The organism is Arthrobacter sp. BE255 (assembly GCF_031457335.1).
Taxonomy (GTDB): Bacteria; Actinomycetota; Actinomycetes; order Actinomycetales; family Micrococcaceae; genus Arthrobacter.
Genome location: NZ_JAVDWK010000002.1, coordinates 107,259 through 118,539 on the forward strand (window position 1 = coordinate 107,259; position 11,281 = coordinate 118,539).

General features: G+C 69.6%; 9 protein-coding genes and 1 pseudogene. 2 read left to right on the plus strand and 8 right to left on the minus strand.

The features are described 5' to 3' along the window. Positions 1-4: 4 nt before the first annotated feature. The 5 genes from J2X42_RS03850 to J2X42_RS03870 form a co-directional block, all read right to left on the minus strand. Entirely contained in the window at positions 5-1,243 is a 1,239-nt protein-coding gene (locus J2X42_RS03850) for a DUF3500 domain-containing protein (RefSeq protein ID WP_310162387.1), read from the minus strand. After that, complete coding sequence (locus J2X42_RS03855; protein ID WP_310162389.1) at positions 1,221-3,023, minus strand: FAD-dependent monooxygenase; 1,803 nt, start codon at positions 3,021-3,023, stop codon at positions 1,221-1,223. Before J2X42_RS03855 ends, J2X42_RS03850 begins: the two co-directional genes overlap by 23 nt. Beyond that, positions 3,023-3,919, minus strand: coding sequence for a fumarylacetoacetate hydrolase family protein (locus tag J2X42_RS03860; RefSeq protein ID WP_310162391.1), 897 nt, complete (start codon positions 3,917-3,919; stop codon positions 3,023-3,025). Before J2X42_RS03860 ends, J2X42_RS03855 begins: the two co-directional genes overlap by 1 nt. 57 nt (positions 3,920-3,976) lie before the next feature. Further along, complete coding sequence (locus J2X42_RS03865) at positions 3,977-4,861, minus strand: alpha/beta hydrolase (RefSeq protein ID WP_310162394.1); 885 nt, start codon at positions 4,859-4,861, stop codon at positions 3,977-3,979. Positions 4,862-4,979: 118 nt separating this feature from the next. Continuing rightward, the gene (locus J2X42_RS03870; protein ID WP_310162395.1) at positions 4,980-5,843 is read right to left on the minus strand and encodes an EamA family transporter; all 864 of its coding nucleotides are present in this window, start codon (positions 5,841-5,843) and stop codon (positions 4,980-4,982) included. Between the two features lie 85 nt (positions 5,844-5,928). Between J2X42_RS03870 and J2X42_RS03875 the strand changes: the two genes are divergently transcribed. Continuing rightward, positions 5,929-6,783 carry a LysR family transcriptional regulator gene (locus tag J2X42_RS03875; RefSeq protein WP_310162398.1) on the plus strand — a complete coding sequence of 285 codons (855 nt, stop codon included), beginning with the start codon at positions 5,929-5,931 and terminating at the stop codon, positions 6,781-6,783. A gap of 24 nt (positions 6,784-6,807) precedes the next feature. Then, positions 6,808-6,954 (plus strand): annotated as a pseudogene (locus J2X42_RS03880) (sugar phosphate isomerase/epimerase); the annotation flags it as partial. A gap of 98 nt (positions 6,955-7,052) precedes the next feature. On the opposite strand, the gene J2X42_RS03885 reads toward J2X42_RS03880, so the two are convergent. The 3 genes from J2X42_RS03885 to J2X42_RS03895 all read right to left on the minus strand — a co-directional run bounded on the left by J2X42_RS03885 (position 7,053) and on the right by J2X42_RS03895 (position 11,260). Further along, positions 7,053-8,078 carry an alpha/beta hydrolase gene (locus tag J2X42_RS03885; RefSeq protein ID WP_310162400.1) on the minus strand — a complete coding sequence of 342 codons (1,026 nt, stop codon included), beginning with the start codon at positions 8,076-8,078 and terminating at the stop codon, positions 7,053-7,055. Further along, entirely contained in the window at positions 8,075-10,729 is a 2,655-nt protein-coding gene (locus tag J2X42_RS03890) for a glycoside hydrolase family 78 protein (protein ID WP_310162403.1), read from the minus strand. Before J2X42_RS03890 ends, J2X42_RS03885 begins: the two co-directional genes overlap by 4 nt. 171 nt (positions 10,730-10,900) lie before the next feature. Then, the gene (locus J2X42_RS03895; protein ID WP_310162406.1) at positions 10,901-11,260 is read right to left on the minus strand and encodes a VOC family protein; all 360 of its coding nucleotides are present in this window, start codon (positions 11,258-11,260) and stop codon (positions 10,901-10,903) included. Between the last annotated feature and the right edge of the window lie 21 nt (positions 11,261-11,281).

Here is an 11,281-nt window from a genome sequence, read left to right on the forward strand (position 1 = left end):
GTTTCTAGTGGGCCGGGAATTGCTTCACCAGTTCGCGTCCGTAGTCGTTGCCGTTGGGGGTCCGGACCACCGTGTGCATGTGGAACGGCGCGGGTTCGTCGTTGCTGAGGAACACGCCGGTGTGGTGGTCCAGCTCCAGGACCAGCACGGGGCTCTGCAGCCGGAAGTAGAACGCTTCCGGCTCCGCCCAGCCGCCGATCCAGCTGAACCAGGTGTCACCGTAGTGCTCCTGGATTTCCCGGCGGCGGGCCGTCCGGGGACCGTCCGGCAGGTACGCGATGAAGTCCTCCACCACGTCATCGAGGACAGCCCTGGCCTCAGGCGGCATGGAGCTGACCAGGATGCCCTCGTAGGGGATCACCCGGTTGTCCTGGAAGCAGCCACCCAGGTGCCTCTCATCGCCGGGGTGGATCCGCCCGTCCGGCATGGCCGGGTCCACCATTGACTCGTACACGGTGGCTTCGCCCCGCAGGCCGTCGGGCAGGACGCCCATCAGCTGCCGGGCGAGGGCGATGCGCTCCTTGAAGACCTTGACGCCCCGGTGCGGTCCGGCGTCGATGCCGTCCGGTTCCGCGCCGAGGAAAACGGGCGAGATCACCAGCTGCGTGCCGGCGACGAGGCAGTTGAGGGCCACGTGGTGGCCGAACAGCTGCCAGCCCCACGGCGCAGTTTCGGACGGATCGCCGAACAGGGCGAAGTTGTAGCTGAACTCGTTCATCAGCAGTGGCAGTTCCACGAGGTCCCCCAGGAAGCCGTTGATCCGCATGAGGTTCCGGACCAGCCCGAACCCCGCCGGGCTGAGGCTCGCCTCCACCACGGCAAGGGCGGCATCGCGGACTGCGGGGTCCAGTTCGTCCAGGCGGAGCCCGGTGTCGTGCTGCATAAACTCCGGGTTGGCCCAGCTCTGCCATTCGGGGGCGTCCACGGGATAACTCACGCGGGACACCTCATCCAGGGTCGCGGCAGACAGCAACTTCCGTGCAGCCGCCACCATCGCCGCCGTCGGGGCTTCTTCGCCGGCCCGCGCAGGCCCAAGCGGATACAGCCCGGGCCGGAGGACGCCGTCGTTGGTGATGCCCTTGAAAGGCTGCGGGTACAGCTTCTTCCAGCCTTCGATCATGGGGCCGGCAAAGGAGTCCGTTGTGGCCGCCTGGGCATACTCGCGGGCGTTGAGGCCCCGGATTTCGGCCACCCGCGGGTGGTCCGGGGCGAAGAGGAAATCACGGAATGACGGCGCTGACACGGGCGTTCCTTTCGGTGTCCTGGGATGTGGCCGGCTGCGTCGCGGCGGGCTGTGAAGGCGCGTCCTGAGAAGGCTGGCCGGCGGCGCCCCAGCCGGCGGCTACGGCGAGCGCAGCCGCTGCGGCTTCGGCCGAGCTGCCGCGCCAGGCCACGTGCTGGTCCGGACGGACCAGCACGGCGTCTGCGCCCCACAGGTCGGCCATCGGCGTCCCGTCGTCGGAAGGCCCGACGGCGGCGACGGTCACCGGGATGCCCTGCCGGGCCGCGGCGTCGAGCACCGGCGCAAAGGCCTGGGACTCCGGCACCAAGCCCAGCGCACCGGCGTCGGCCAGCAGCGTGAAGCCGGCGCCAAGGAGGCTGTACACCGACGTGGCCGGGTCCAGCCACGCATGCGGGAGCAGGGCACCCGGGGTGGCCGACGGCACGTAGCGGATGGGGTCTTCGGCGGGCACGGGTGACCCGTCCGGCACCACCAGCGGGGAATCGCCGTAGGCGTAGCCAAGCACCAGTCCCAGCGAGTCGAACTCGCTCTGCTTCACCGCGAGCGCCTGGTGGGCGGCCTTCCTGGCGCGGTGGCCGTCGTCGCCGTCGCTGCGCAGGGCAGGATCGGCAAAGTGGTAGGCCAGTGCCTTGCCGTTGGATTCGGCCTCGCGGATGGTCCTGGCCGCTACGGGGCGGCGTTCCAGCCCGTAGCTGTCCAGGAGCCCGGGCCCGCCCCAGCCGGAGAGGGCGGCAGCGATTTTCCAGGCCAGGTTGGCGGCGTCGCCGATGCAGGTGTTGAAGCCGTGCCCGCCCCATGGCGGGTTCAGGTGCGCGGCGTCCCCCACCAGGAAGACTCCGTCCCGGCCGTAGCCGGGGGCCAGCAGCATGCGCGCCGTCCATGGGTCCGTGGCGATGACGTCGACGTCCACGTCTGCTCCGACAAGCCGGCGGACCATGGCAACAGCGCCGTCCGCCGATGAGCTGTTGGCAGCCTGTTCCGCCGCGGAGGCGTCCACGCCCTGGATGATGGCCCACCAGGTATCGGAAAGGTCCATCCGGCCCACCATCCCGGCGGCCTCCGTGCCCACCACCCAGTACTGGACGGCCGGCGGCAGGGTGATCGCGGAGCCCAGGTCCCTGGACCGGAACATGATGCTGATGTTGGACAGGGCCGCGGAGCCGCCGTCGAGGCGGATGCCCAGGCTGCGCCGCACGGCCGATGAGCCGCCGTCGGCCCCGACGACAAAGCGGGCGGTGACGGCGACCGTGTTTCCGGCGTCGTCCGCTGCAGTAACGGTGGAGGGGCTGCCGGAATGCATAGCGACGTCCTGGACGTGCCAGCCTGTCAACAGCGTGACCAGGGGCGCCTCGGCAACCGCGGCGCGGAGGACCTCCTCCAGGACCGGCTGCGGGACCTGCTGGCCGCACTCGGGCTGCGGACCATAACGGCCCGGGACCAGCTGGAACGCGTTGCGGAAAGTACGGAGTTCGTGGGCTGAGGGGCCGGTGAGGCCGGTGCAGAAGGTGACGTCCTGGGCGTAGTCCACAGGAAGCGGGGCGGCGTTCCGGAGCGCGTCGGCGAGCCCCAGCCGCCACAGGTGCGTCATGGTCCGCGCGTTGGTGGTTTTGGCCCGCGGCCGGGTGGGATCCACCGACGTCCGGGGCTCGATCACCACGCTGGGGATGCCGCGCGAGGCCAGGTCCAGCGCGAGGAAGAGCCCGCTGGGACCGCCGCCTGCGATCAGTACTTCTGCCTCCCCCGGCAGCGCATCAGGGGAAGCCTGTTGCTGGGTGGCCATCAGGCACGGCCACGCAGTGAGATGTCGCCGACGGGGGTGGTCAGGGTACCGAGCTTCTCGATCTCAACCTCGACAGTGTCGCCCGGCTGAAGCAGCCACTGCGGGGTCCGGGCATAGCCCACGCCTTCCGGGGTCCCGGTGGCGATGACGTCACCCGGGTGCAGGGTCAGGGTCTGGCTGATGAGCGAGATGATGGCCGGCACGGAGAAGATCATGTCCCGGGTGTTGCCGTTCTGGGCTTCGACGCCGTTCACGAGCGTGCGCACCTGGAGGCCGTCGCGAAGGTCGCCCACTTCGTCGCGGCTGACCAGCGGGCCCAGGGGGCCGGTGAAGTCGCCGTTTTTGCCCAGGGTCCACTGCGACGTGAGCTTCTGGGCACGGCGGGCGGTGATGTCGTTGAAGGTGGAGTAGCCAAACACGGCGTCGCCGGCTTCAGCCCCGTCCGCGGATTCCACGCGCTGGCCGATGTACGCCGCCACTTCGCCTTCCCAGTCCAGGCCGTCCTCACCGGCAGGGACCGGGACCGGCACGTTGCCCACGGACAGGGATGCGGTCCAGCGGCCGAACAGCGTGGGGTACGGCGGAAGTTCCTGGTCCTTGTAGCTGCCTTCTGCAACGTGCGCCTTGTAGTTCAGGCCGACGCAGATGACCCGCGCCGAAGCGGGGACGAGAGGCACCTCGGTGACGCTGCCGCGCTCAAGCCAGCTGCCGGCGTCGGACGCCGAGGCACTGGCTGTTGAATCGCCGGCGGCGCCGGACGTCAGGGAGACAGACTTGTCTTGCCAGCCGGCGGCGTCCGCCCAGAACTCAGCGACGGGGGCCAGCGGGAAGACACGCGATTCCACCAGGGCCGCTGCCCAGGATTCCCCGCTGTGGTTGATGCCGATGTACTGCATGTGGAGCCTTTCAGGTCTGCCCGGACACGGCGAAGGCCGGCCCGGCGGGTTCAGGAGTCAGGAAGCCTGGGCTTGCCTGCGGAAGAAATCGATGGTGGCGTCCAGGACCTTCTGCGCCGCGGCCGGACTTTGGTCCGGCAGCGACCACATGTGGTCGGCGCCTTCAATGAGGAGAAGTTCGACGTCGGCCCCGGCGGCTTCCAGCGCCGCGGCCATGGTGGTGGACTGCGCCGCGGGGACGAACCGGTCGGCGGTGCCGTGGGCCAGGAAAAACGGCGGGGCGTGCTCGCCCGCGTAAGTCAGGGGGCTGGCAGCTGCGGCCTTGTCCGGGGCGTCCGCGGGCTGCGCGCCGAGCAGGAGGGCCTCGCGGGAGCCGGGATCGTCGGCGGTGGCGACGGCGTTTGGCAGGGCCTGTCCACCCATGTGGACCAGGTCAGTGGGCGGGTACCAGGCGGCAACGGCGGCCACCGGGGCGTTGGAGGCCGGCACGCCGGAGTCCGCTGTCCCGGAGCCCGGATTCGCGCCGAGCCCCACAAGGCAGGCCAGGTGCCCGCCGGCGGAATCCCCCCACGCGTAGATCCGGCCGGGGTCCACGTTGTACTCCGCCGCATGCGCCCGCAGCCAGGCGACGGCGGCCCGGGCGTCCTCGAGCTGGGCAGGAAAAACTGCCTGCGAGGAAAGCCGGTAGTCAGCGGAAACCACGGCGAAGCCAGCCGCGGCGACGCGCTCGAAGGGCGTCAGGGCGAACCCGTCCGTGACGGGTCCAAGCGAGGAGCGCTCCCCCATCCGCCAGCCGCCGCCATGGAAATGGACGATGGCCGGAACGGGGCCGGGAACCGGACCGGGACCGTCCGCCGCGGCCGGGAGGTAAAGGTCCAGCAGCAACGGCACACCGCCGGGGCGGGAAAACTCAATCCCCTTCAGGACTTCCCCTGCAGTCATCAGCGACTCCATCCATTGCCGTGGCCGGTATCAGGATCGATCCGGCGCTTTACCTAAGCCTGCTGGAACGGCACGGGACTGGGAACGTCCTATTTCAATGATTGAAAGGGTGCCCGGATCAGCTGCCGCCGCGGCCGCGGAACAGGAGCGCGCCGGCGTTGGCCACGACGATCAGCCCGATACCGCACCACTTCGCCGCCCCCAGGTGCTCATGGAGCGCGAGGGCTCCGATCAGGGCCGCGAAGACGGGGTTGATGCTCATCAGGACGCCAAAGACGTTGGCCGGGACCCGGCGCAGGGCAATCAGGTCGGCCAGGTAGGGCACCACCGAGGCCAGCACTCCGGCGCCGACGGCACACAGCACGGTGAAGGCGTCCGGCGGCCGGCTGACGAAAATCACCGCCGCAACAGGCAGGAACAGAACCGCGGAAACGCCGGTGGCAGCGGCGGTGCCCTGGACTCCCGGGATCCGCCGGCCCACGGTGCGGTTGAGCAGGATGTACGCCGCCCAGCTGCACGCCGCGATGAGGCCCAGCGCGATTCCGAAGTAGTCGGTGGAGGGTTTCGGCTGGGTGATGACCACAACGCCTGCCCCGGCGAGGACCGCGCAGACGGCACTGGACCTGTTCCGGCTGCTGAGCAGCGCCACGGCCAGGGGCCCGAGGAATTCGAGCGTGACCGCCAGCCCCAGCCCCACGCGCTGGATGGCCGAGTACAGGGACAGGTTCATGGTCCCGAACACCACCGCCAGCAGCAGGACCGGCCACCACTGCTGCCGGGTGAGGGTCCACAGCCTGGGCCGGACCACGGGAAGCAGCACCGCGGCGGCAACCAGCTGGCGCACCGCCACCACGCCCACGGGTCCCATCCCGGGGAAGGCCAGTGAGCCGCTGGCCGCGCCGAGCTGGTTGGACAAGGCACTGGCCACGAGTGTTGCCGTGCCGCCCTTGCCCGCTTTCCTGGGTGAAATTCCTTCCGTCATGTAGGCAGTGTGCTCTGCTGTCCGGCATCCGCTAAATGCATGGAGGGAGCTATTTATGCGCCGCACGCATGAATAGACTGGCCGCATGGATCCTGAGTTGCGGCAGCTCCGCTGCCTCGCGGCGCTTCTGGAGGCGGGCACCTTTACCGACGCCGCCATTGACCTGGGCATCTCGCAGGCTGCCGTGTCGCGGAACATTGCAGCGCTGGAGCGCACGCTGGGCGTCCGGCTGGTGCACCGGACCACCCGAAGCGTCGCCCTGACCGAGGCCGGTGATCGGGCGATGGTCCACATCCGCCGCGCGCTCTCCGCGCTGGACGAGCTGGTGCGTGAGGCGGGTTCCCAGGCGGGGACCGTCCGCATCGGCTACGCGTGGTCTGCGTTGGGCGAGCACACCACGGACTTCCAGCGCCGCTGGTCCGCCGCGTTCCCGGGCACGGAGCTGGAGCTTGTCCGGAACAACACCCCGACGGCGGGCCTCACCGAGGGGACGGCAGACCTCGCCATCCTCCGCCGCGCGCCGGAAGCGGCAGGCATTGACTTCGTGTTGGTGGGCGAGGAAAAACGCTATTGCGCGATGAGTTCAGATGACCCGCTCGCCGGAAAGCGGTCAGTGACCCTCGCGCAGGTGGCGCAATCCGCGCTTGCGGTGGACGCCAGGACCGGAAGCACCACCGAGGCGCTGTGGCCCGCAGACGGCCGGCCCGCGAAGTTTGTGGCCATCCGCGACGTCGACGACTGGCTGACGGTCATCGGCAGCGGCAAGGCGCGCGGCATCACCGCGGCGTCCACGGCGCATCAGTACCGGCGCCGCGGCGTTGTTTACCGGGCCGTGCGCGATGCCCCGCCCGTTCCCGTTTACCTGGCCTGGTCCAGAGCCGACGCCCCGCGGGAGCGGCAAAAAGTCATTGACCTGCTGGCCGGGCTGTACGGTGCATAACGTTCCGCGGTAGCCGATCAGGGACAGGTCCTCCGGGCGCTCCACGAAGTGGACCCGAACATGCTGGTCAACATCGAGCACGAGGACGTTTCCCTCGGCCGGATCGAGGGCCTGCAGGTTGCCGCCAAGGTCCTGCGGGACGCCGACGCCGCGCTCACCGTTTCGGCCTAGAAACCCGCCAAGAGCATCGGTTGCTCCGTGGTGGCCCTTTTGACGCTTTATAAGGGCCACCACGGAGAGCAACTGATGTGTTTCAGGCCCTTGGGGTTTCAGGCCCCGAGCGGCCTTTCGGCCGGTTCCCGGGTGCGGGCCAACTGACCGGCCAGGAACTGAAGGCTGCGCCGGACAACTCCCAGCCCTGCCGAATGGTTGAGGTACCCGTGTGTGGCACCCGGTTCCAGCCTGTACTCAACCGGGACTCCGGCCGCACGGAGCCCGGCAACGAACTGCTCGGACGAGAAACGAAGGTCGTCGTATTCCGCTGCCAGGATGGCCGCGGGTGGCAGGCCTGCCAAATCGGCGTACCCGGGCATGGCGTAGGACGAAGCCATGCTGAGCGGGCCTCCAATGTAGTTCTCCACCATGGCGCGGCAGTCGTCGTCGGTAAAGCGGAGGACGGGCGGCAGCCCGTTCATGTCCGGGGCCCCGGAGGCGTCCGGGGACGGCAGTTCGCCGTGCAGGAAGGGGTAGGCGAGCACCAGTTTGGCCGGCAGGTGCCGCCCCGAGTCCTTGAGGTACAGCGCAGCTCCGACTGCCAGGTTTCCGCCGGCGCTGGCTCCGCCCAAGGACAGGGCCAGTGGGTCAGCTCCGAGCTCCGCGGCGTTCTCCACAGCCCACAGCCAGGCCGCCACCACGTCTTCATGCGGTACCGGGAAATGGACACCCCCGCCGGCGAGCCGGTAGTCCACCGACAGCACCAGGCCGCCGGTCCTGGCGGCCAGTTCCCGTGCCAGCTGGTCTGCCTCCCGCATGTCCAGGTCGCCGTGGGAGAAGCCGCCGCCGTGCATCCACACGAGCGCCGGAAGGCCGCCGTCGTCCGGCCCGCCGTCGGATGGGCCGGCCCCGGATGCGGAACCGCCTGCCGCTTGCCCGCCATAGATCCGGATTGGCACCGGGCCGTTGGGGCCCGGCGCCGCCACTGTCCGGATCCGGACGTCCGGGGCCTGGTATGGGACCAGGCCCCCGCAAAAAGCTTCCAGCCGGTCCAACCCCGACGGATCTGCAAGGAGTTCAGCGATGGAACGCGCGCCGGCCACGTGGCGCATCAGGCCGGCCAGCTCCGGGTCCACTGTCATGGCTGCGCCACGGGTTCCGGGACCCTGGGGGCGATACCGGCCAGGGCCACGCCGGGCAGCGCCACGGCACAGGCAAACGAGTGCTGCCCGGAACCCACTTCATGGACTGTCCCGCCGGCGTCGGGCAGCACCACCGTGGCGGTGCAGCCCGCGGGCACCGTCACGTCCAGGGTGAAGTCCTGGCCGGTCCGGTCCCAGCGCACGGCAGCATCGCCGTAGGGAGTCTCGTGCCGGGCTTCGGCCCAGTCGAGGCCGCCGCCGGGACGTGGTTTGACCAGCAGCTTCCGGTACCCCGGTCCAGCCGGTGCAAGCCCAGCGAGGCTGCGGTGCATCCAGTCGGCCACCGCGCCCAGGGCGTAGTGGTTGAAGGACGTCATTTCGCCCTCGTTGATGCTGCCGTCCGGAAGCATGGAGTCCCAGCGCTCCCAGATGGTGGTGGCGCCCATGGTCACCGGGTACAGCCAGGACGGGCATTCCGTCTGGAGCAGCAGGCGGTAGGCCGCCGTCGCATAGCCGTAGTCGGTCAGCGCGTCGCACACCAGCGGGGTCCCGACAAAGCCGGTGGCGATCCGGTAGCCGTCGTCCTCCACCGCGGCGGCAAGGCCGGCCGCTGCCAAGGCCTCTTCCCCCGGCTCCAGCAGCCCGAAGGTCAGCGCCACGGCGTAGGCCGTCTGGGTGGGCGGCTGGAGCAGGCCGCCGTCGGAAACGTAGCGCTCGCGGAACACTGCGGCGGCACGCTGCGACAGCCCGGCCAGGCGGGCGGAATCCTCACCGAGCAGCTCCGCGGACCCGGCCGCGATCCGGGCCGAATAAGCGAGGTAGGCCTGCGCCACAAGCTGCCACGGGGTGCGCGCATCACCGGGCTTGTCCGGCGGCGCGGCGGGGTCCAGCCAGTCACCGAACTGGAAACCGTGTTCAAAGCGGAGCTCCGGCCCAGCAGCCTGGGCCGCGGCTTCCAGCCAGGCGTGCATTCCGGGGAGCTGGCGCCGAAGGAACTCCAGGTCCCCGCTGCGCTGGTACATCACCCAGGGGACCAGCACGGCGGCATCGCCCCAGGCGGCCATCACGGGGCGGTCCGGGAACGGCGGCTTTTCGGCCACGACTTCCGGGATCACCAGCGGCGGCGGCCCGTCGGTCCCCTGTTCCGCCGCCATGTCCTTCAGCCAGGAGGTGGTGAACCCCGGAATCCGGTACAGGAACGATGCCGTGGCCGCGAAGATCTGGAAGTCCCCGGTCCAGCCGAGGCGCTCGTTGCGCTGCGGGCAGTCCGTGGGCACGTCCACAAAGTTCCCGCGCATGCCCCACAGCACGTTGGAGTGCAGCTGGTTCAGCATCGGATCGGAGCATTCGAATGTGCCGGTGCGCACCAGGTCTGAATGGATGACGACGGCGGTGAAGGCTTCCGGATCCACCTCGCCGGGCCAGCCGCTCACCTCCACGTAGCGGAACCCGTGGATGGTGAACTCGGGTTCCCAGGTCTCGCCGCCGGCGGAACCTTTGAGCGTGTAGACGTCCGTCTGCTTGGCTTCGCGCAGCGGCCGGACACCCAGTTCCCCGTGTTCCAGGACCTCGGCGTGCCGCAGCGTGACCTCGGTGCCCGCGGCACCGCTGACGGTGATCCGCACGCGGCCCACCAGGTTCTGGCCGAAGTCCAGGATGGTCTTCCCGGACGGCGAGGCGAGCACGGCGGCGACGGCGCGCTCCTCGGTGGCGCGGACCGGCGGGCCGTCGGGGGCCACCAGGACGGCGGCGTCGAAGGCCTCGACGGCAACGGGATGTAGTTCCGAAGGCTGAACGTCATCAGCGCCGGAACTGGCCCAGCCGCCGTCCTCCAGCCTGGCGTCGTACGTTTCGCCGACGTAGAGGTCGGCGGCCAGCATGGGGCTGCGGCCTGCCCGCCAACCGCTGTCGGTGCTGATCACGGTGACGTTGCCGCCGTCGTCGGACATTTCCAGCTGCGCGATCACCGCGGTGCGGTCATGGTACGTGTTGCGCTTGCCCTGGAAGCCCAGGTAGCCGCGCCACCAGCCGTCGGCGACCTCAAGGCCAATGACGTTGGTTCCCGGCTGCAGGTAGTCGGTGACGTCGTAGGTCTGGTAGCGCAGGCGGTGGTGGTAGCTGGTCCAGCCGGGAGCCAGGATGTCGCGGCCCACGCGCCGGCCGTTGATCGAGGCGACGTAGACGCCGTGGGCGCTGGCGTAGAGGCGGGCGGAGGTGACCGGGCCGGTGACCTCGATCGTACGGCTCAGCCGGGCGGCCGGTTCGATGGACTCGCTGGCTTCGTCCCACGCCGGCCGGATCATGGCGGCCTGCCAGTCCGCCGGGTTCAGGAGCCCGGCCTCGACGTAGGTCAAAGGGCTCCATTCGGAGGGCCCGTCGTCGCCCGTTCCCCAGACGCGGACGCGCGCCGCGACGCGCTCCCGGCTGTTCAGTGCCGGCGCGGGCCAGGGCTGCAGGATTTGTTCGGCGGATTCGGTCCGGCCGTAGCTGGCCAGCTGCGCAGCATCGGGACCAAGTTCCAGCTCATAGGCGGTCTGGACCCAGCCCGGTGTGTCGGTGCTGACCTGCCAGGAGAGCCGTGGCCGGTCTTCGCCGATGCCGAACGGCTCCTCGTGGTGCTCGAAGCGGAGGGCGGAGGGTGTGGTGGTCATCGGGCGTGCGGCATCCAGGTACGGGAAACGAAGGGTGTCAGGAGTCAACGTCGGCTCGATTCGTTACGAAGGGGAAGTTTTAGGGCTTCCCCCAGCGTCGCGGAACCGCCGATCGGCCCGCTAGCGAAGTTTCATTGACTGGAAACCGGGTCCGGAGACCCCTCGAACCAATTAGCTCAGGCAGAGGCAGAACGGGTGGCCGGCCGGGTCCAGGAACACACGGAAGGTTGTGCCGGGCTGCGTTTCCGCTTTGGTGGCACCCAGCCTGATCGCCTCTTGTTCGCCGTCGTCAAGGTCCGCCACGACGAAGTCCAGGTGCATCTGCTGAGGCCGGGACTGGTCCGGCCACTCGGGCCCCTGGTAGCCCTCCACCTGCTGGAACGAAATGCAGTTGCTGGCGTCGTCGGGCCGGATTTCGACCCAGCCACCTTCATCCTTCACGTTCCAGCCGAGCAGGGCAGCGTAAAACCCTGCAAGGGCTCCGGCGTCGGGACAGTCGATGACCAGGGTCGGGAAGCGTGCGATAGCCATACCGGCATGCTACCGCCGGGT

Excerpts from the sequence above, each read along its gene's own strand:
- J2X42_RS03890 (WP_310162403.1), bottom strand. The coding sequence starts at position 10,729 with ATGACCACCACACCCTCCGCCCTCCGCTTCGAGCACCACGAGGAGCCG.
- J2X42_RS03895 (WP_310162406.1), bottom strand. The coding sequence starts at position 11,260 with ATGGCTATCGCACGCTTCCCGACCCTGGTCATCGACTGTCCCGACGCC.
- J2X42_RS03875 (WP_310162398.1), top strand. The coding sequence starts at position 5,929 with ATGGATCCTGAGTTGCGGCAGCTCCGCTGCCTCGCGGCGCTTCTGGAG.
- J2X42_RS03870 (WP_310162395.1), bottom strand. The coding sequence starts at position 5,843 with ATGACGGAAGGAATTTCACCCAGGAAAGCGGGCAAGGGCGGCACGGCA.
- J2X42_RS03855 (WP_310162389.1), bottom strand. The coding sequence starts at position 3,023 with ATGGCCACCCAGCAACAGGCTTCCCCTGATGCGCTGCCGGGGGAGGCA.
- J2X42_RS03865 (WP_310162394.1), bottom strand. The coding sequence starts at position 4,861 with ATGACTGCAGGGGAAGTCCTGAAGGGGATTGAGTTTTCCCGCCCCGGC.
- J2X42_RS03885 (WP_310162400.1), bottom strand. The coding sequence starts at position 8,078 with ATGACAGTGGACCCGGAGCTGGCCGGCCTGATGCGCCACGTGGCCGGC.
- J2X42_RS03860 (WP_310162391.1), bottom strand. The coding sequence starts at position 3,919 with ATGCAGTACATCGGCATCAACCACAGCGGGGAATCCTGGGCAGCGGCC.